Here is a 19,239-nt window from a genome sequence, read left to right as displayed (position 1 = left end):
GGCGAAGATGAACGCAGTAGTGGTTGTCTGGCTGGTGTGGATCCTTGTGGTCCTCGGAGCCGCGACGGCGGCGGTGGTGCTGTGCCCGCGATGGCGCGTCCCCCGACGGTGGAGGACGGTCCAGGAGCGCGTCGCGCCGGTGCTCGACGCGTCGGTGCGCAACCTCGGGCGAGGACCGACAGCCGTTCTCGTCTACCTGCTCGGTGCAGCCGCGGTCATGCTCGTCGGCTGGCCGGCGGGGTTGTTGGCGCACGCAGTACAGGGCGCCGTCGACGAGCCGGCGTTCCGTTGGTTCGACGAGCGCCGGTTGGGCTGGTGGTCCCACATCTGGCTCAGGCTCACTCAGATCGGCAGCCCGACGATCACCCAGGAGGTCACCGCGGTCGCCGCCGTGGGCTTCGCGGTCGTCTGGGCGGTGCAGCGCCGTTCATGGTGGTTCCCCTTGCTCGCCCTGCCGCTCGGGTACTGCCTCGAGAAGTACACCCAGATCCTGCTGCAGACCGTCGTGCACCGCGGGCACCCGCCGACGACGCTCGGCACCTTCCCCTCGGGCGGCTGTGGCCGCGTGCTGGTCATCTACGGGATGGTGGTGTTCCTGACCGTCTCGTGGCTGTGGCCGCACAGCCGCCGGATGTGGGTCGCCGGGTGGAGCCTGGTGGCGTGCCTGGTCTCGATCCAGGCCTACGCGCGCATCTACAACCTCGAGCACTGGCTGACCGATGTGCTCGGTGGCATCCTGTTCGGCACCGTGCTGTTGGTCGTGATGAGCTCGTGCCTGCGGATCCTGGACCTGCCTCAGTCGGAGCGGCGTGCCGCGTCGTCGGCCCGGCGCCACGTCGGCGTCCGTCCCAGGAGCGAGCTCAGCCGTTCGTCGTACGGCGCGTAGTGCCGTTCGAGCCGGAGGCGCGCTGACTCCGGCATCGGCGCGCTGGGACGGGCGTTGTGCTGGTCGAAGCGCTCCGGCTGCCACGGAAGCAGGCCCAGGAAGTCGAGCATCGTGCCGAACTCGCGCGCGGAGTCGTGGAAGAACGCCTCGCTGTCGATGACGTGGACCTGCTCGCGTGGGAAGTGGGCGAAGACGCGTTCGAGCTGGTCGGCGTACTGCCCGCGGCTCAGGTAGGCGTGGTGGCGGTGGGCGAAGCTGGCGTAACCGGGATCAGCCAGCATGCGTTCGACCTCGCCGTCCAACCGCTCCTCCTCCAGGTCGAGTGCCCGGACGAAGTCCGTCTCGGTCTCGAAGCCGCGGGCGCGCTCGTGCTTGTACGCCGACCACGCCCGCTCCACCGGGTCGCGCAGCATCGCCACCAGGCGCATGTCGGGAAAGTCGGCGGCGATCCGCTCGATGGCGAGCGGATGGAACAGGTAGTACGTGCACGCCTCGAAGGCCACCGGCCGCGCGCCCCTGGGTGCGATCAGCTCGGCGACCCGTGCGACCGGGAAGTGCCCGCGGTACCACTCGGATCCGCGCTGGTGGTTGAGCGTGTAGTAGTCGGTTCCCTTCTCCACCGGTGGTCGCATGACCTGCGGGTGCTCCGAGAGCGACTTGAAGATCGTGGTGGTGCCGCAGCGCTGCCCTCCGATCACGAGGAACGACGGAGCCATCCGGAACCGTGACGTCGCCGGCCCTACGCGCAGGTAGAGCTCGCGTGCAGCGGGCTGGAGAGGCCGCGGGACCAGCCGTCGCAGTCGACGGACGGGCGGCAGGATCGTGCTCCTCGTCATCCCTCGATGCAAGCACCGGGAACTGCGGCTGAGTACCCCAGTAATGGGGAGAGCGGACGCCGTGCGTCGACGGAGACCTGCGCGTCAGTTGGCCCCCGAATATCGCCGATATAGGTGGCGCGGAGCGTCTTCGGTCGGTTCTAGCGTCGGACCGGTTGCCCGGGGTGGGTTGTCATCCCGGGTGTTCGTCGGATCCCACGAACAGGGAGTACAGATGCACGCTCGACGTTGGACTGCTGCGCTGGTTGCCATCGCGCTGCCCCTTCTCGGCCTCATGACCGTTGCACCGGTGCAGGCGCACCAGGCATCGAGCCCCGCCCCGACCACGAGCGGCATGCCCAGCGCAGTGCCGTCGGCCGCGACACCGCAGGTCGACAACGGCGCCGTGTGGACCGTCGCGCAGGTCGGCAGCACGATGGTGATGGGCGGAACCTTCACCAGCGTCGGCGGCACTTCCCACCCGTACATCGCCGCGTTCAATGCATCCACAGGCGCGTTGAGCTCCACGTTCGTAGCCTCGACCAACGGTCAGGTCTACTCGGTGCTCCCCGGCCCCAACGACCACACCGTCTACGTCGGGGGATCGTTCACCCAGGTCGACGGGCAGGCGGTCACGAACCTTGCGATGCTCGACACCAACACCGGACAGGTCGTGTCCACGTTCCACACGCCCACCTTCGACTACGGCATCGTGCGCGACATGGTCGTGTCGGGGGGACGGCTCTACATCGGCGGGTTCTTCGGTCATGTCGGGGGCAAGGCACATTCCGGTGTCGCCGCCCTGAATGCCACCACCGGTGCCGTCGATCCGTACCTCAACGTCCAGCTGGCCGGGCACCACAACGACTCCGGCAGCGGAGCCCAGGGGTACGTCGGTGCCTGGGGCCTGGACGCCTCGCCCGACGGCGCGCGGTTGGTGGTGATCGGCAACTTCAAGACCGCTGACGCGATGGTGCGCGATCAGCTGGTGATGATCGACCTCCAGGCCGGCTCAGCGGTCGTCGACCCGAATTGGGCGACGAGCGACTACTCGCCGTTGTGCTACAGCTGGGCCTTCGACGGCTACGTGCGAGGCGTGAGCTTCTCCCCGGACAGCTCCTACTTCGTGGTCAACGCGACCGGTGGTGGCAATCCCGGAACCCTGTGTGATGCGACCTCACGTTTCGAGACCTACGCGACCGGGACCAGCATCCATCCGACCTGGGTCGACCAGACCGGAGGTGACACGGTGTGGGGGACGACCGTCACCGACGACGCGGTCTACATCGGCGGACACAACCGGTGGAACAACAACCCGCTCGGGATCGACCACGCCCAGCCCGGAGCCGTGCCCCGCCCGGGGCTCGCCGCGCTCGACCCTGCCACCGGTCGTCCCTATGCGTGGAACCCCGGACACAACCCGCTTGGCGCGGCTGTCTACGCGCTGCTGGCGACCCCGACCGGCGTCTGGATGGCCTGGGACCAGGACTGGGTCGGCAACTTCGCGTACAAGCGGCAGAAGATCGCGTTCTTCCCCTACAGCGGCGGGTACTCGCTGGCCTCGACGAAGACCGGGACACTCCCCGGAACCGTCTACCTCGGCAACCGCGGCTCCAACGGGCAGACGAACGTGCTGTACCGGGTCGACACCGGGGGACCGGCTCTCGCCGCTCTCGACGGTGGGCCCGACTGGGCCGAGGACGACAACGCCCAGCAGAGCCCCTACGACAACCACCAGAGCAATGCCGCCGCCTGGGGGCCGATCTCCAACGTGAGCGCGAGTGTCCCGGCGTCGACACCCTCGGCCATCTTCAACACCGAGCGGTGGAGCCCGACCGACTTGCCCCCGATGACCTGGACGTTCCCGGTCGCCGCCGGCACCCACACCCAGGTCAGGCTGTACTTCGCCAACCGCTACACGGGCACGAGCCAGGTCGGCCAACGAGTGTTCAACGTGGCGATCGACGGCACCGCCGTCCTGTCGCACTACGACATCGTGGCCGACGTCGGCGACCAGACCGGGACCATGAAGAGCTTCAACGTCACGGCGCCGAACAACGGGCAGATCGTCATCACCTGGACCCACCAGGTCGAGAACCCGCTGATCAACGGGATCGAGATCATCAACAACGACGTGCCCCCGCCGCCCCCGCCCACGGACACGCTGAATGCCGTCGGGTTCGACGGTACGACGGCCACGGCTCCCCAGCCCGTGCTGGGCACCGGCATCCCGTGGGGACAGACCCGCGGCGGGTTCACGGTCGGCGGCCAGCTCTTCTACGGCTCGGGCGACGGCTACCTGTACCGCACGACGATGACCGGAAGCTCGTTCGGGTCGCCCACCAAGGTCGACCCGTACCACGATCCCGTGTGGGACGGCGTGGACACCCACGACGGCACCACCTTCGACGGGGCCTCCCCGCAGCTCTACGGTCAGCTCGCGGGCGTGACGGGGATGTTCTACAGCGCGGGGCGCCTGTACTTCACCATCGCCGGTGATCCCGCTCTCCACTCGGCGTGGTTCTCCCCGGACAGCGGGATCGTGGACAACACCGAGGTCAGCGCGCCCTCGAGCGTGAGCTTCAGCAACGCCGACGGGATGTTCCTGTCCGGTACGACGCTGTACTTCGTCTCGAAGTCCGACCGCAGCCTGTACTCCGTCTCGTTCGCCGGTGGATCCGTGTCCGGCACACCGCAGCTGGTCAACGGGCCCGGGACCGGCGGGATCGACTGGACGAACAAGTCGCTGTTCTTCGTCCCCTCGCCCCCGGCGAACCAGGCTCCGACGGCGGCGTTCGGGTCGACGTGCGCGGCCGGTGGCTGCGCGTTCGACGGCTCCGGATCCAGCGATCCGGACGGGTCGGTCGTCGGCTACTCGTGGGATTTCGGCGACGGCTCCCCGGCCGGCACCGGTGCGACGACCTCGCACTCGTACACCCAGACGGGTACCTACACCGTCACGCTGACCGTCACCGACAACGGTGGGAGGACGAGCTCGGTCTCGCATCAGGTCTCCATCGCATCGCTCAACAAGCAGATCACCTTCGTCGGCGCGTCGCACTCCGGCCCAGGTGCGACCGCGTCGAAGTCCGTGACGATCCCGGCCGCCGCCGTACCGGGGGACACCGCGGTGCTCGTCCTGACCTCGTCGACGGCCAACACCTGGACCGGCCCCGGCACCGGCTGGAGCCAGGTGTCGACGGTCACCAACGTGTCGATCCGATCGACGGTGTGGACGAAGCTGCTCGCCGCGGGTGATCCGGGTTCGACCGTCACGTTCACCTCGCCCAGCAACGCCAAGGCCGTGGTCAGCATGGGCGTGTACGACGGGGTCTCGACGACTCAGCCCGTTGACGTGAGCGCCGGAGCAGGTGACGCCGGCGGCACCGTGCACACCACCCCGGTGGTCGCTGCGACGGCCGGGGACTGGGTGGTGTCGTCGTGGACCGACAAGTCGTCCGCGGTCACGGCATGGACGGCACCCTCGGGTGCGACCTTCCGTGACAGTTCCTTCGACACGGGCTCTTCGGGCCGCTTCAGCTCCTTGCTGACGGATTCGGGTGGACCGGCGGCGGCCGGGACCTACGGCGGACTGACGGCCACGACCGACGCCGCCAGCGACAAGGCGATCATGTGGACGATCGCACTGGGTCCTGGTCAGTGATGTTCGTCACGCTCGAGCCTGTTTCCCTGCCTCAGTGCCCCTCCGAAGTTCTCAGATGGTGTAGCGGGCTTTCGATCTCCTCTGAGCGCGCGCGTATGGTCTGCGCGCCGACTCAGGGAGGGATCGAGCGACGTGGATCCACACATTCCGGTACGACCGGGCGATCGAAGCCGCCCGTCGGGCGAGCCCCGGGCCCGCCGCCTCACGCGGCTCGCATGCGCGGCCGTCATCGCAGCGATTGCGGTCCTGGCGCCGCTGACGGTCCAGGGATCCATGAGTCCCGGGGCGCCCGCTGCGGCGTCGACCACCACGACGCGCTGCACCGTGTCGGCCAAGCTGGTGCCCTCGTGCGGGCTGTGGTGGGGCGTCTCGCCCGGTACGTACCACGACCGTCGCGCCGGCACTCTCGCGTTCGAGCGACAGCTCGGCGCGCGCGTCGATGTGTACAAGGCGTACCACTTCTCCGATGAGCTGTTCCCGAACACGACGGAGCGAGCCCTGGCCAACCAGTCGGGCCATCACCGGATCCTCGACATCGACTACGTCCCGGACGGTCCGTACAGCTGGGCCCAGGTCGCGGCCGGCGCCGACGACGGTCGCCTGATCCGTGAGGCGCGGTACCTCAAGCGCACCTTCAAGAGGAAGCTGTTCATCAGCATCCACCACGAGCCCGAGGACGAGGTCGTCGAGACACCCGGGTCGGGGTATCGCGCCGAGGACTTCGCCGCCATGTTCCGCCACGTCCACAGGATCTTCCGCGAGCAAGGTGTCTCGAACGTGGTCTGGGTCTACAACGTGATGGGGTCCCAGCAGCCGGACGACGCGCCATGGTTCAGCGCGTTGTACCCGGGCGACGGGTACGTCGACTGGATCGCCGGCGATCCGTACGGCTGCTACAACGCGAAGGTGTGCGTCGACTTCGACCACAGCACCCTCAACCAGCGGTTCTCCACGACCGCACCGTGGCTCGGCTTCTACCGGTGGGCGACCCGAACACATCCGAGCAAGCCCCTGATGCTGTCGGAATGGGCCGCCTACACCAACGTCTCCGACGCCGCACGGGTGAGCTACCTCAGGACGGTGCGACAGCTGCTCGGGAACTTCCCGAGGCTGAAGGCGATCGTGTACTGGAACTCCCGCGACGCGCAGCGGGGCGACTGTTCCCTTGCGCCAGGCAGCACGGCGTCGCAGGTCGTGGCGAACCTCGCCCAGAGCAGGTTCTTCACCCAACGCGTGCCGTAGGCCCGGGCAGCGACGTCGCTCGCCCCAGGCTGCGGTGCCAGACCTCGAGGGAGGCCAGCGTCCAGATCCGGATCGACTCGTCCCTCCGCCCGGAACGGTGGGCTGCGAAGAGGCGATCCACGGCAGCTCGGTCCAGGTGCGTGCGGGTCACTGATCCGGAAGCATCCACGAGATCACGCGCCAGGTCGTGCAGGCCATCGCGGAACCACGCATCGAGCGGCACCCGGAACCCGGCCTTGGGGCGGTTGACGACCGCATCCGGCAGGTAGCGCCGCGCCACCTGCTTGACCAGCCACTTCGTCGTACCGCCGCGGAGGAGGAGACGGGGCGGCAGGCGCAGCGCGAAGTCGACCACCTCGTCGTCGAGGTACGGCGGTCGCAGCTCCACCGACGCGGCCATCGTCATCCGGTCACCGCGCTCCAGGAGGTTGTCGGGCAGCCACCCGTGGAGATCATCGAGGAGCATGGCGCGCAGGGGCCCGCCGGGTCGCTGCTGGTTGGTCGCGACGGATCCAGCGCGGCCCAGCAGCTCGGCGCGCTCCGCCGCCGTGAAGGGGCCGAACCAGCCCAGGCGCCGCTCGTCGGGTCCCGGTTCGCCGAGCGCCCGCAGCGCGATGCGTGCACGCCGGCGCTGCTCGGGAAGACACGCTTCGAGCCGGGCGGCGAGGGGGGTGCGCACCTGCGGCGGAACCAGGCCGGCGTACGCCGAGACTGACGCGAACCGGTGCTTGGGATAGCCGGCGAAGAGCTCATCGCTGCCTTCGCCGGACAGCACCACCTTGACGTCCTCCCGCGCTGCGACCGCGAGCAGGTGCACGGCGATGTCGGCCGGCTCGGACAACGGTGCACCCCGGTGGCGCGACAGCGGCTCCCACAGCCGAGCGAAGTCGGCGGCATCCACATCGACCTCGTGGTGCGTCGTTCCCAGTCGCGCCGCGACGGCGCGTGCAGCGGATGACTCGTCGACGCGCGGATCGGAGAACCTTGCGCAGTAGGTGTGCAACGGACCCGCTGCCAGCGCGCTGGCGCGGCTGACGATCAGGCTCGAGTCGACACCACCCGACAGGTAGGCGCCGACGGGTACGTCGGCGATCAGCGCGCGCCGTACGGCGGCGTCGATGAGGCGGTCGAGCTCGTCGACGGCCTCGGCGGGGCTCGTGGAGGCGATGGGCATCGCGTCGGGCGTCCAGTAGGAGATCTCGCGGTAGGTGCCGTCGGCCTCGACCTCGAGCCGGTGGCCCGGGCGGAGCTTCCTGATGCCGCGCAGGAGGGTCGTGGGTGCCGGTGTCGCGCGGCGGGCGAGGTAATGCGCGAGACCGTCGGGGTCCAGCTCCGGGACGCCATCCAGCGCCGCCAGCACGACGTTCAGCTCGGAGCCGAAGACCAGTCGACGCCCGTCGCGCCACCAGTAGAGCGGGAGGATGCCCAGCCGATCGCGGACCAGCGTCAGCCGACCCTGGTCACGCTCGTAGAGCGCGTAGGCGAACTGGCCGTGCAGGTAGGTCGGCGCGGCGGCTCCGTGCCGGCCGTGTGCCGCCAGCACGGTCTCGGTGTCGCCCGCCGTGCGGAAGGGATAGTGGAGCTCGTGTCGTAGCTCGCGGTAGTTGAGGATCTCGCCGTTGAAGACCAGGGCCGCGCGACCGTCCTGCATCGGCTGCGCGGAGCCAGCGGGGTCGATGATCGACAGCCGGGTGTGGACCAGGGCGCGCGGACCGTCGCGCCAGACGCCGTCGCCGTCCGGCCCGCGGTGCCCGAGGGCGACGAGCATCCGGCGCAAGGCGCCCTCGTCCGGAGCCGCGCCATCGAAGTGCCAGATGCCTCCGATACCGCACATCAGCGGCCTCGCGGAGCGCTCATGACCGGAACGTGACCAGGAAGCAGCCGTGCGTTGCGCCGGCCCGTGCGTCGACCCGCCAGGTCCCTGGACGCGTGATGGCCACGCTGATGGGGAAGAAGCGCCACTGTGCGGCATCGGCCGCGTCCCGCGATCCGACCCGGATCGGAGGAGCGCCACCTCCGACCCGGGTCAGCCTGAGGACGACGCCGTGCGTCGCGCGAGAACGCGGGATGACGTAGAGGTGGGTCGGCGCGGCGTCGTATGCGCCCTTGGTCGCCGCATAGGTCGCGCGCGCCACCGCGAAGTCCCCCATGGCGAGTGCCCCCGAGCGCACGTCGTGGCGATCGCCCACGCTCACGCACCGCGGTGTCGCCGGTCCGGGCAGATGTGTCAGCACGATCGCCTGGGTGCGAGGTCGCCGGACCCTGGTGCCGCTCGTGTCGTCGTAGGAGCCCGGTGGCGCGACCTGGCCGCTCACCGACATTCCGGCGGCGCCGGGTCCCCCCGGCGCCGCGCCAGTGCGGTGATGGACCCTCCGGTGCGGTGCTGCCGCGTTCGGGTCGGGGGACGCTGCGGCATCATGGAGGGTGACCGCGTGACTGTGGGCGTCGACAGTCGTGCGTGCACCGCAACCGGAGGTGATCAGGGCGAGGGCGAGGGCCGCGAGCAGTACACATCGGGGTGACGTCACAGTGCTCACCTCTCTGGTGCCGGCGTGCCGTGCGGATCCGTACGAAGACCTCGAACGTAGACGGCGGTCCCTCCGGTTCCATCGCCCGAATTGAGGATCCGCTCGCCGTGTTGCGGCCGGCGGCTTGTAGCGGACGGGCTGACCTGTAAGCCGGATTCTGTCCTCGTGAGAGGGGCGACCATCCATCTAGGACCGCCGTTGCCGACGGCCTCCAGCGACCTACCCGCGTGCTCGGGCGGGCCGCCCTCGAACGCACGCTGTTCGGTCTTGCTCCGGGTGGGGTTTACCTAGCGTGCCTAGTCACCCAGGCACCTGGTGAGCTCTTACCTCACCGTTTCACCCTTGCCTGCCGTCCGGGGACGGCGGGCGGTCTGTTCTCTGTGGCACTGTCCCGCGAGTCACCTCGGGTCGGTGTTGCCGACCACCCTGCCCTGCGGAGTCCGGACTTTCCTCGGGACCCTCGCCTCGCGGCGGTGGTCACGCGGTCGCCCGGTCAGCCCGTCCGCCGTACAGCCTAGGGAACAACCCACCCGGCCGGACAGTTGAAGAACGCATGAGCGAGATCCAGGCCCCCGTCATCGTCTTCCCGGACGTGCCGCGTTCGTCGGCGTACGGCATCGCCTGGGACATGCTGGCCCGCCGCGCCCCGCGCGAGGCCCTCGAGATCCTCGCCCCAGCGCTGGAGAAGGAGCCCGACAACCACGGTCTCCGGTCGCTGCGCGCGTGGGCGTATCTGATGCGCGCCCAGCTGCAGAGGGCTGAGGAGGAGCTGCGCGACCTGGTGGAGTCCGACCCGTCCGACACCTGGGCGCGGCACGCGCTGGGTCGCGCGCTCGAGCGGCAGAGCCGGTACGCCGAGGCCCTCGGCCACCTGCGCCTCGCCGCCGCCATGAGCGGCGACCCCGAGCACGACTACGACGTGCTGCGCGTCGAGCGTCTTGCCGACGAGGTGCGCTGATCCACCCGTAGGCTCGGCGCCATGGCGAAGCTGCACATGACGGCGGACATCAGCCCGACCAAGCCGGAGGTCCTCGAGGCCCACCTCGGCGGCCCGGTGGAGATCCTCGGCACCTACCGGTTCGACGACCCCGACGGTGAGGTCGGCGTCGAGGCCTTCGTCGTACGTCGCAACGGCGCGACCCGCCACGTCGTGCTGACCTACCGCGGCGCGCTGCTGCCCGGCGCCGACGACTTCCTCGTCGCGACCATGCAGCACACCGAGCTCGGCGCCCGCTGGGTGTACGACGGCCTCGGCGACCCCGTCGCGCTCGGCTGCTTCCGCCGGGCGCTGCTGGGGGAGCAGGCCCAGTCCGTCCTCGAGGCGTACGCCGACGGGGAGCTCGTCGGCGTGCGCGAGCCCACCGTCCGGCTGACGCTCATCACCACCGGTGCCGCGACCGGCCAGCCGCTGACGATCGCCACCGACCTCGACGAGCCGCTGCCTGCCGCCGTCGCCCGCCTGGATGCTGCCTGGGACGGTGGGCAGGCCACGGTCGCGACGCTAGGTTGATGTCATGTCGTACTGGTTCTGCGTGAAGCACCACGCCGTCGAGAGCGGCCCCGACATGTGCCCGCCGATCGACCGGCTCGGGCCCTACGACACCGAGGCCGAGGCCTCCCGTGCCCTCGACAAGGCCGAGGAGCGCAACGAGGCCTGGGACAACGACCCCAACTGGAACGACTGACGTTGGCCCGTCGTCGCAAGGTCCGGCCGGTCGCGGCCGGCGGGCCCACGATCTCGCCCGCTCCGTTCGTCGGCCTGTGCCTGCTCGCCGCCGCCTTCTTCCTGTACGCCGCCTCGGTGGTCCTCGCCCCGTGGTGGGTCGTGCTCATCGGCCTCGCCCTGTGGGGTGCCCTCGTCGTCACCAGCATCCGCTGGTGGGAGCCCCGGCCGGGTCGTCTGCCGTGGCTCGGGGTGACCGCGGTCGTGCTGTGGGCCGCGCTGATGATCGGCGGCGGCATCGCGTTCCACTGGCACGGTCTGTGGAGTCGGTAGGGATCAATAGAGTGGGCGCATGGCGATCCACATCACCGACGACGCTGCCGCGGACGAGCTGCTGACCGACAACCCCTTCGCGCTGCTGATCGGCATGATGCTCGACCAGCAGTACCCGATGGAGCACGCATTCCTCGGCCCGCAGAAGGTGCTCAGCCGCTTCGGCAGCTTCGACCCGGCCGCGATCGCCGCCGCCGACCCCGAGGAGTTCGCGGCGCTCTGCGCGACGACCCCGGCGATCCACCGCTTCCCCGGCTCGATGGCGGCGCGGCTGCAGGAGATCGCCCGCATCGTCGTGGAGGAGTACGACGGCGACACCTCCCGCATCTGGACCGACGCCCAGGACGGCAAGGACCTCGGCAAGCGGATCCAGGCGCTGCCGGGCTTCGGCGCGCAGAAGGCCAAGATCTTCGTCGCGCTGCTGGCCAAGCAGCTCGGCGTACGTCCCGACGGGTGGGAGAAGGTCGCGGGGGACTACGCCCTCGATGGCTTCCGGTCGGTCGCCGACGTCGTCGACACGGCCAGCCTGCAGAAGGTCCGCGACCACAAGAAGATGATGAAGGCCAGTGCCAAGGCGGCCGCTCAAGCCTGACAGGACCCTGAGGTTCGGGGCTTCACCGGGGGCGTGGCAGACTGTGTCCGCGCACTCTTGACGCCTGCGGGACGGTGCGCGCCCTCAGCCCAACGCGCAGTACCTGAGCAAGACCCACCGGAGAGGTGTACGTGTCCTCAAAGCTTCTCATCGCCGCCGTGATGGAACATCCCGCGATCCAGGCTCTCATCGAGCAGGCGAAGCCAACGGGCTCCGTGACGCCCGAGCAGCTGCGGCAGGCGTTCACCGAGGCGGACGTCGCCCCGGCCCAGCTCAAGCCCCTGATGTCGCTCCTCGCGGCCGCCGGCATCTCGGTCGACATGCCGGTCGACCACCGCGCCGTCGCCGCGACGAGCCGGTCCACGGCGAAGAAGGCCCCGGCGGCCAAGAAGGCCGCGGCCCCCGCCGCGAAGAAGGCAGCCGCCGCTCCCGCGAAGAAGGCCGCTCCGGCCACCAAGGCCGCGGTCGAGATCGGTGACGTCGAGGTCCCCGCTCCCGCGGTCGGCCCCGACGGCAAGAAGGTCCTGCCCGACATCTCCGACGACCAGTTCGAGGAAGACGTCAAGGCAGACCCGACCATCAAGCAGGACGAGGAGGAGGCCACCGCCACCTCCACCTTCGTGGTGTCGGCCGCTGACGAGACCGACGAGCCGGCCCAGCAGGTCATGGTCGCCGGCGCGACCGCGGACCCTGTCAAGGACTACCTGAAGCAGATCGGCAAGGTCCCGCTGCTCAACGCCGAGCTCGAGGTCGAGCTGGCCACGCGCATCGAGGCGGGCCTGTTCGCCGAGGAGAAGCTCGCCAAGGGCACCAAGATCACGCCCAAGCTCCAGGAGGAGCTGGAGTGGATCGCCGAGGACGGCCGCCGCGCCAAGAACCACCTGCTCGAGGCCAACCTGCGTCTCGTCGTGTCTCTCGCGAAGCGCTACACCGGCCGCGGCATGCTGTTCCTGGACCTGATCCAGGAGGGCAACCTCGGTCTGATCCGCGCCGTGGAGAAGTTCGACTACACCAAGGGCTACAAGTTCTCGACGTACGCCACCTGGTGGATCCGTCAGGCGATCACCCGCGCTATGGCCGACCAGGCCCGCACCATCCGCATCCCGGTGCACATGGTCGAGGTCATCAACAAGCTCGCCCGGGTCCAGCGGCAGATGCTGCAGGACCTCGGCCGCGAGCCCACCCCCGAGGAGCTCGCCAAGGAGCTCGACATGACCCCGGAGAAGGTCGTCGAGGTCCAGAAGTACGGTCGCGAGCCGATCTCGCTGCACACCCCCCTGGGTGAGGACGGCGACTCCGAGTTCGGCGACCTGATCGAGGACTCCGAGGCGATCGTCCCCGCCGACGCCGTCTCCTTCACGCTCCTGCAGGAGCAGCTGCACGCGGTCCTCGACACGCTCTCCGAGCGTGAGGCCGGCGTGGTGAGCATGCGGTTCGGCCTCACCGACGGACAGCCGAAGACTTTAGACGAGATCGGGAAGGTCTACGGCGTCACGCGCGAGCGCATCCGCCAGATCGAGTCGAAGACGATGAGCAAGCTGCGGCACCCGTCGCGCTCGCAGGTCCTCCGCGACTACCTCGACTGAGCGTCGTCCGAACCACGAGGAACGCCCTCCCGCTGACGCGGGAGGGCGTTCTTGTTCGGGCCTGCGGTGGGGCTCAGCCGAGGCTGACGCAGGTCGGCCGGGCACCTTCGGGGGACCGAGCCGTCGAGATGCGGGGCTGCGCCAAGTGCAGCAGGTCACACCAAGCCCGTGCTTGTTATCCACCAAGATTTGACCCACGCGACGGTTAAATTACGCAACCGGCTTGCCGGGATGCGCTGCGTCAGCCAGCGGCGACGAGAGCGACCGTCCCGGCGCAGAGCGCGAGGCCGATCGCCTGGCGCGGCGAGATGTGCTCGCGCAGGACGGCGACCGCCAGCAGCACGGTCACGGCCGGGTACAGCGACGTCAGCACCGAGCTCACCGACAGCAGTGTCGAGCGCGCGGCGAGCAGGAACCCGAGCTGGGCGCAGCACGACAGGACACCGGCCGCGATGCCCCATGCGTCGGCGGTCCGGGTGGGACGCCAGTGCTCGCGGAGCAGGGTCGCCAGACCGGCGATGACCAGCACGGACACGCCCTGCGACAGCGCGAAGGGCCACAGGCCGGCCGTGGACGGCACGTGGCCGAGGCCGACGAAGCTCAGCCCGAAGCCGGCGCCCGCGAGCAGTCCGTCACGGACCGCGCCGACGTCGTGGGAGTGGTCGTGGGGGTGCTCGCCCTCCTCGGCCGAGGCGGCCAGGGCGATGCCGGGCAGGGCGAGCAGGATGCCGAGCCACACCAGGGCCGAGGGCCGCTCACCGGTCGTCACGCCGACCGCGACGGGCAGCACGGCGGCCGCCACGGCGGAGACCGGACCGACCACGGCCATCCGCCCGGCGGCCAGGCCACGGTAGAGCATCGTCGTGCCGAAGCCGGTGCCGACGCCGGCGAGCACACCCCAGAGCAGGGTGTGGCCGGACGGGCCGATGCCCTCGACCGCCGCGAGCGCGATGGCGCCGAGCAGCGCGGTCAGGCTGGCCACGAAGGCGACCGGCCACGCCGACGTACGACGTGAAGCGAGCCCTCCGACGAAGTCGGAGAGCCCGTACGCCGCGGCAGCGGCCAGCGCGAGGAGGATGCCCATGGGAAGTGCGAAGCCCCGGGCCGCAACGGCCCGGGGCTTCGGAGGTCAGATCCGGATCAGTCCGCCACCGGCGCCGGCTTGTCGCTCAGCTTGTGGGTCTCGTCCTGGACGGAGGCGGCGATCGTCTTGAGCTTGTCACCGTGCTCGCGGGCGTGGTGACCGCAGAAGAGCAGCTCACCACCCGACACGAGCTCAACACGAAGGTAGGCCTGGGCTCCGCACCTGTCGCAACGGTCCTCGGCGGTCAGGGGGGCGGGGGCAACTGCAGTTGTCACGTCGGCCTCTCTTTCTTCGTTCGTACCTGCCGTATCGGCCAGGTACCGGGAACAACGTAGCCACTGGGGCAAAGATTCCCGGTCGAATGTGCATCCAATCACGCGATCTGCGGCGACGTTGCCGTTGCGCCACATCGTGACAACGACGTGACCCGTGTGCCTGTCACGCCGCCCGGCGTGTCGCCGGTAGATTCAGGATCCGAACCGCACGACCCCTGCTAGGAGCCGATCATCGCCGAGAGCACTGCCACCGGTACGCAGGCGTACAACGCCGCCCACCTGCTGGTCCTGGAGGGCCTCGAGGCGGTCCGCAAGCGGCCCGGCATGTACATCGGCTCGACCGACACCCGCGGGCTCATGCACTGCGTCTGGGAGATCATCGACAACGGCGTCGACGAGGCCCTCGGCGGCCACGCACAGACCGTCGAGGTGACGCTGCACGCGGACGGCTCGGTCGAGGTGTACGACGACGGCCGCGGCATCCCGACCGACAAGGAGCCCAAGAGCGGCCTGTCCGGTGTCGAGCTCGTGGCGACCAAGCTGCACGCGGGCGGCAAGTTCGGCGGGGGGTCGTACAACGCCACCGGTGGTCTGCACGGCGTCGGCCTGTCGGTGGTGAACGCGCTGTCGAGCCGGATGGACATCGACGTCGACCGCTCGCCCGCCACCCAGGGCATGAGCTTCCAGCGGGGCGTCCCCGGCGTGTTCGACGGCGACGGTCCGTCGGCGCCCTTCACCCCGGTCTCGGGCCTGTCGCGCAAGGGCGGGCGGGTCGCCAAGACCAAGTCGGGCACCCGGATCCGGTTCTGGCCGGACCGGCAGATCTTCACCAAGGACGCCGGCTACGTCCTCGACGGGCTGGTCGGGCGTGCCCGGCAGACCTCCTTCATCGTGCCGGGCCTCGCCCTGGTCATCCGCGACCAGCGGGCCGCGGACAAGGCGGAGTGGACCGAGGAGCGCTTCCACCACGACGGCGGCATCGCGGAGTTCTGCGAGTTCCTCGCCGAGGACGAGGCCGTCACGGAGGTGCTCCGGCTGCAGGGCAAGGACACCTTCACCGAGACCGTCCCGATGCTCGACGACCAGGGCCACATGACCCCGCAGGACGTCGAGCGCGAGCTGACGGTCGACGTGGCGGTGCGCTGGGGCACCGGCTACGACACGACCGTGCGCTCCTTCGTCAACGTGATCGCGACGCCGAAGGGCGGCACCCACGTGGCGGGCTACGAGGCCGCCCTGACCAAGACGTTCAACGAGGCGATGCGGGCGTCGAAGGCGCTCAAGGTCAATGACGACGACGTGGTCAAGGACGACATCCTCGAGGGCATGACGGCCGTCGTGACCGTGCGCCTGGCCGAGCCGCAGTTCGAGGGCCAGACCAAGGAGATCCTCGGTACGCCGGCCGCACGGACCGTCGTGCGCAAGGTCGTCGCCGCGCAGCTCAAGGAGTTCCTGACCTCCACGAAGCGCACCGAGAAGGCTCAGGCCAAGCTGCTGATGGAGAAGGTCGCGGGCGCGGCCAAGACCCGGATCGCGGCGCGTCAGCACAAGGAGACCCAGCGCCGGAAGAACGCGCTCGAGTCGTCCTCGCTGCCGGCCAAGCTCAACGACTGCCGCGCCAACGACAACGAGCGCACCGAGCTGTTCATCGTCGAGGGTGACTCGGCCCTCGGCACGGCCAAGTTCGCACGGAACTCGGAGTTCCAGGCGTTGCTGCCGATCCGCGGCAAGATCCTGAACGTGCAGAAGGCCTCGGTCGGCGACATGCTCAAGAACGCCGAGTGCGCCTCCATCATCCAGGTCGTCGGCGCCGGCTCGGGGCGGACCTTCGACATCGACGCCGCCCGCTACGGCCGGATCATCTTCATGGCCGACGCCGACTCCGACGGCGCCCACATCCGCTGCCTGCTCGCGACGCTGTTCTTCAAGTACATGCCGGAGCTCATCGCGCAGGGGCGGGTGTTCTCCGCCGTACCGCCCCTGCACCGGATCGAGGTCTCCAACCCGAAGAAGGGCCAGGAGAAGTACATCTACACCTACTCCGACGACGAGCTGCAGCGGAAGCTCGCGGAGCTGCGCAAGAAGAACGTGCGCTGGAAGGACCCCGTGCAGCGGTACAAGGGTCTCGGTGAGATGGACGCCGCCCAGCTCCGGGAGACCACCATGGACCCTCGGCAGCGGACCCTGCGGCGCCTCACCGTCGACGACGCCGCCGAGGCGGCCGAGGTGTTCGAGCTGCTGATGGGGTCCGACGTCGCCCCGCGCAAGGAGTTCCTGGTCCAGGGCGCCTACGACATCGACATGGAAGCGCTCGACGCGTAATGAGCGCGGACCGCGCGGCCGTCGCGAAGCTGCTCAAGGCGCGCGGGTTCAAGGCACGGCGCGGACACCTGCGGCTCGCCGTGGGGGAGCTGTTCTGGTACGTCGACCTCCGGCTCGACGGGGTCGGCCCGTCCGCGTCGCTGGTGGCGGAGGTCGGCTGCTGGACCCCGCTGCTGCCGCCCGAGCCGGACGGGGGAGCCGTGGACTGCCCGCTCCTGGTCGACGTCCCCCTCCCCGACGTGGCGGAGGCGGACGCCCTCGTGGATCGACTGCTGGGGATCGACTCACTCGCTGTCCTGCGGGACTCGCTGGGGGACCTTCCGGGGGTGCTGGTGGACCGGGCGTTGCGGGAGCTGCTGTCCACAGCAACCTGACCGACGGTGGCGGGCGGCTCGGCGTCGGCGTAGGTTCCGAGTACCTCAAATCTCGGGAGGTCAGATGAAACGCCTGCTCGCCCTGCTGTCGGCCGGTGCGCTGCTGTCCCTCGCGGGGTGCGGCCAGGAGGCTGACCCGCCGGCCCAGGCCGACCCCACCCCGTCGGTCTCGCCGACGAAGGTCGCGCCCACGCCGCCGGTCATGCCCGATGCTGCGACCCGGCAGACCAAGGCCGGTGCGATCGCGTTCGCGAAGTACTACTGGCAGGTCGTCGACTATGCGCAGAGGTCCGGCGACACCGCCGCGCTTTCTCCTCTTCAGACGTTAACTTGCGTTGCGTGCGATGCCGGGCGCGAGTGGATCGACCGGATCGTTCGTCGGCACGGAACGATCAGCGGCGGGCAGCATCGGATCACGGCAATCGAAGCCCACGGCAGCGCTCGGGCCGGGATCGTCGTGTTTCTCCGTCAGTCGACCTCGCCGCAACGGGTCAGCGGCGCGGGTGACCTCAACAAGCGCTATTCCGGTGGACGGCAGCATCTCGTCATGAACCTGTCGTGGGGTACCGGCTGGCAGGTGGCGTCATGGGATACCGCCGACTGACGATTGCCCTGCTCGTCCTGGTGATCATCGCCTCCGGTTCATCGGCGTGGGCCGGAGGCGGGCAAGGGGTGAGCGGCGGCAAGAACGGGTTCAACGTGGCGGGCCACACGGCCAACCAGGACGCGCAATCAACATCCTCGAGCTCAGGTTCGAGCACCGAGCTTCACATCAGGAACACGTCGTGCGTCGGGGACGGTGCCTGCACGAGGATCAGTTGCGGTCCAAGACAGACGCCGGTGTGGCACGAGGTTCTCAACGCCCAGAACGTGGATGTCGGACAGCCAGGAATGATGTGTCTCGGTGTTGTCGCCGTGTCGTTGGCCGCGGCGGTGGAGCGGGCGTTCCGGCGGATCCCCGTCCCGACCCCGGCGCTGCACATCCAGCCGGTGAAGGGGCGGACGCTGGTCAACTTCAACACCAACTACTACGCGACGGGTGGCGGGCCGTTCACGCGCACGGTGAGGCTGGTGGGGCACCGCGTGACGCTGCGGATCCACGTCGACCACTACGTGTACCGGTTCGGCGACGGGGAGCAGCTGCGCAGCGCATCGCCGGGGGCGGCGTACCCGGAGCTGGTCAACACGCACCAGTACCTGCGCAAGGGCGTGGTCCACCCGGGACTGACCACCACCTGGAGCGCCGACTACCAGGTCGACGGCGGGCGGTGGCAGCTGGTGCGCGGCACCGTCACCGTGGCCGGTCCGGCGCAGCGGCTCGAGGTGGTCACCGCGAGGCCGCTGTTGACGGACCCGTACCGCTGAGGGCGATCAGAACTTCTGCTCGAGCAGACCGCTGTCGACGTCGTAGATGAAGCCGCCGACCTTGACGGTGTCGGGGATCAGCGGGTGCGCCTTGACGCGCTGGACGTCGGCGGCGAGGGCCGCCTCCTGGCCGTCGGTGACCGGGAGGGTCAGCCAGGAGGTGTCCTGGCCGGTGGAGGCGTTCAGCTTCTCGCGCAGGACCGGCTCGGGGTTGCTGGCGACGGCGCAGCGGGTGTGCGGCGCGATCACGATCCGGTTGACGTTCAGCATGTGCACCGAGATCACCAGGGCGTCCAGCGTCAGGTCGTCGACGCGGCCGCCGGGATTGCGGATGATCTTGGCGTCGCCCGGCTGGAGGCCGAGCATGCCGAGCGGGTCGATGCGGGAGTCCATGCAGGTCACCAGGGCCACACCGGCCTTGGCGATGCCGTCGAAGCCACCGAAGTCGAAGGTCTCGGCGTAGGCCCGGTTGGCGGCGAGGAGGTCGTCGAAGTCAGCCATGGCTCCGAG

Annotated in this window: 19 protein-coding genes and 1 other RNA gene; 13 read left to right on the top strand and 7 right to left on the bottom strand. The window is 69.6% G+C overall.

All coding sequences use genetic code 11. The features are described from left to right. Positions 1-7 precede the first annotated feature (7 nt). Entirely contained in the window at positions 8-886 is an 879-nt protein-coding gene (locus ACYVAQ_RS09795) for a phosphatase PAP2 family protein (protein WP_460788780.1), read from the top strand. Here the strand turns inward: ACYVAQ_RS09795 and ACYVAQ_RS09790 are convergent. Continuing rightward, positions 796-1,602: a sulfotransferase gene (locus ACYVAQ_RS09790; RefSeq protein ID WP_460788778.1), complete on the bottom strand. Its 807-nt coding sequence runs from the start codon at positions 1,600-1,602 to the stop codon at positions 796-798. The genes ACYVAQ_RS09795 and ACYVAQ_RS09790 overlap by 91 nt on opposite strands. A 394-nt stretch (positions 1,603-1,996) precedes the next feature. On the opposite strand from ACYVAQ_RS09790, the gene ACYVAQ_RS09785 reads away from it, so the two are divergent. Then, a complete protein-coding gene (locus tag ACYVAQ_RS09785; protein WP_460788776.1) occupies positions 1,997-5,365 on the top strand; it encodes a PKD domain-containing protein in 3,369 nt (1,122 codons plus the stop codon). A 273-nt stretch (positions 5,366-5,638) separates the two neighbouring features. Beyond that, on the top strand, positions 5,639-6,607 hold the full coding sequence (locus ACYVAQ_RS09780; protein WP_460788774.1) for a glycosyl hydrolase: 969 nt from the start codon (positions 5,639-5,641) through the stop codon (positions 6,605-6,607). On the opposite strand, the gene asnB is transcribed toward ACYVAQ_RS09780, so the two are convergent. The 3 genes from asnB to rnpB form a co-directional block, all read right to left on the bottom strand. Continuing rightward, positions 6,588-8,441, bottom strand: coding sequence for an asparagine synthase (glutamine-hydrolyzing) (gene asnB, locus ACYVAQ_RS09775; RefSeq protein ID WP_460788772.1), 1,854 nt, complete (start codon positions 8,439-8,441; stop codon positions 6,588-6,590). The two genes, ACYVAQ_RS09780 and asnB, sit on opposite strands and share 20 nt — an antisense overlap. A 19-nt stretch (positions 8,442-8,460) precedes the next feature. Next, on the bottom strand, positions 8,461-8,796 hold the full coding sequence (locus tag ACYVAQ_RS09770) for a hypothetical protein (RefSeq protein ID WP_460788771.1): 336 nt from the start codon (positions 8,794-8,796) through the stop codon (positions 8,461-8,463). A gap of 469 nt (positions 8,797-9,265) precedes the next feature. Continuing rightward, an RNA gene (rnpB, locus tag ACYVAQ_RS09765) (RNase P RNA component class A) lies at positions 9,266-9,636 on the bottom strand. 52 nt (positions 9,637-9,688) lie between these two features. Between rnpB and ACYVAQ_RS09760 the strand changes: the two genes are divergently transcribed. From ACYVAQ_RS09760 to ACYVAQ_RS09735, 6 genes are all read left to right on the top strand, one after another. Then, complete coding sequence (locus ACYVAQ_RS09760) at positions 9,689-10,093, top strand: tetratricopeptide repeat protein (protein ID WP_460788769.1); 405 nt, start codon at positions 9,689-9,691, stop codon at positions 10,091-10,093. A 21-nt stretch (positions 10,094-10,114) separates the two neighbouring features. Beyond that, complete coding sequence (locus ACYVAQ_RS09755; protein WP_460788767.1) at positions 10,115-10,645, top strand: maltokinase N-terminal cap-like domain-containing protein; 531 nt, start codon at positions 10,115-10,117, stop codon at positions 10,643-10,645. A 4-nt stretch (positions 10,646-10,649) separates the two neighbouring features. Next, complete coding sequence (locus tag ACYVAQ_RS09750) at positions 10,650-10,820, top strand: hypothetical protein (RefSeq protein ID WP_460788765.1); 171 nt, start codon at positions 10,650-10,652, stop codon at positions 10,818-10,820. Positions 10,821-10,822: 2 nt separating this feature from the next. Then, positions 10,823-11,131 (top strand): hypothetical protein, encoded by a 309-nt coding sequence (locus ACYVAQ_RS09745; RefSeq protein WP_460788763.1) that lies wholly within the window; start codon positions 10,823-10,825, stop codon positions 11,129-11,131. A 19-nt stretch (positions 11,132-11,150) separates the two neighbouring features. Next, positions 11,151-11,723, top strand: coding sequence for an HhH-GPD-type base excision DNA repair protein (locus ACYVAQ_RS09740; protein WP_460788761.1), 573 nt, complete (start codon positions 11,151-11,153; stop codon positions 11,721-11,723). Between the two features lie 161 nt (positions 11,724-11,884). Beyond that, the gene (locus ACYVAQ_RS09735; protein WP_460789199.1) at positions 11,885-13,309 is read left to right on the top strand and encodes an RNA polymerase sigma factor; all 1,425 of its coding nucleotides are present in this window, start codon (positions 11,885-11,887) and stop codon (positions 13,307-13,309) included. 241 nt (positions 13,310-13,550) lie between these two features. On the opposite strand, the gene ACYVAQ_RS09730 is transcribed toward ACYVAQ_RS09735, so the two are convergent. Both ACYVAQ_RS09730 and ACYVAQ_RS09725 read right to left on the bottom strand, forming a co-directional pair. Further along, positions 13,551-14,393 (bottom strand): EamA family transporter, encoded by an 843-nt coding sequence (locus ACYVAQ_RS09730; RefSeq protein WP_460788759.1) that lies wholly within the window; start codon positions 14,391-14,393, stop codon positions 13,551-13,553. A 56-nt stretch (positions 14,394-14,449) separates the two neighbouring features. Continuing rightward, on the bottom strand, positions 14,450-14,668 hold the full coding sequence (locus tag ACYVAQ_RS09725; RefSeq protein ID WP_460788757.1) for a DUF7455 domain-containing protein: 219 nt from the start codon (positions 14,666-14,668) through the stop codon (positions 14,450-14,452). A 228-nt stretch (positions 14,669-14,896) separates the two neighbouring features. Between ACYVAQ_RS09725 and ACYVAQ_RS09720 the strand changes: the two genes are divergently transcribed. From ACYVAQ_RS09720 to ACYVAQ_RS09705, 4 genes are all read left to right on the top strand, one after another. Next, on the top strand, positions 14,897-16,990 hold the full coding sequence (locus tag ACYVAQ_RS09720) for a DNA gyrase/topoisomerase IV subunit B (RefSeq protein WP_460789197.1): 2,094 nt from the start codon (positions 14,897-14,899) through the stop codon (positions 16,988-16,990). Continuing rightward, complete coding sequence (locus ACYVAQ_RS09715) at positions 16,990-17,364, top strand: hypothetical protein (protein WP_460788755.1); 375 nt, start codon at positions 16,990-16,992, stop codon at positions 17,362-17,364. Before ACYVAQ_RS09720 ends, ACYVAQ_RS09715 begins: the two co-directional genes overlap by 1 nt. Before the next feature lie 64 nt (positions 17,365-17,428). Then, positions 17,429-17,968: a DUF6318 family protein gene (locus tag ACYVAQ_RS09710; protein ID WP_460788753.1), complete on the top strand. Its 540-nt coding sequence runs from the start codon at positions 17,429-17,431 to the stop codon at positions 17,966-17,968. Positions 17,969-18,258: 290 nt separating this feature from the next. Continuing rightward, positions 18,259-18,729, top strand: a complete 471-nt coding sequence (locus ACYVAQ_RS09705) for a hypothetical protein (RefSeq protein WP_460788751.1) — start codon at positions 18,259-18,261, stop codon at positions 18,727-18,729. A gap of 6 nt (positions 18,730-18,735) precedes the next feature. Here ACYVAQ_RS09705 and ACYVAQ_RS09700 read toward each other — a convergent pair whose 3' ends face one another. Next, positions 18,736-19,230 (bottom strand): beta-class carbonic anhydrase, encoded by a 495-nt coding sequence (locus tag ACYVAQ_RS09700; RefSeq protein WP_460788749.1) that lies wholly within the window; start codon positions 19,228-19,230, stop codon positions 18,736-18,738. Positions 19,231-19,239 lie beyond the last annotated feature (9 nt).

This window comes from Nocardioides maradonensis (genome assembly GCF_054777115.1).
This window is presented reverse-complemented; position numbering and strand designations above follow the sequence as displayed.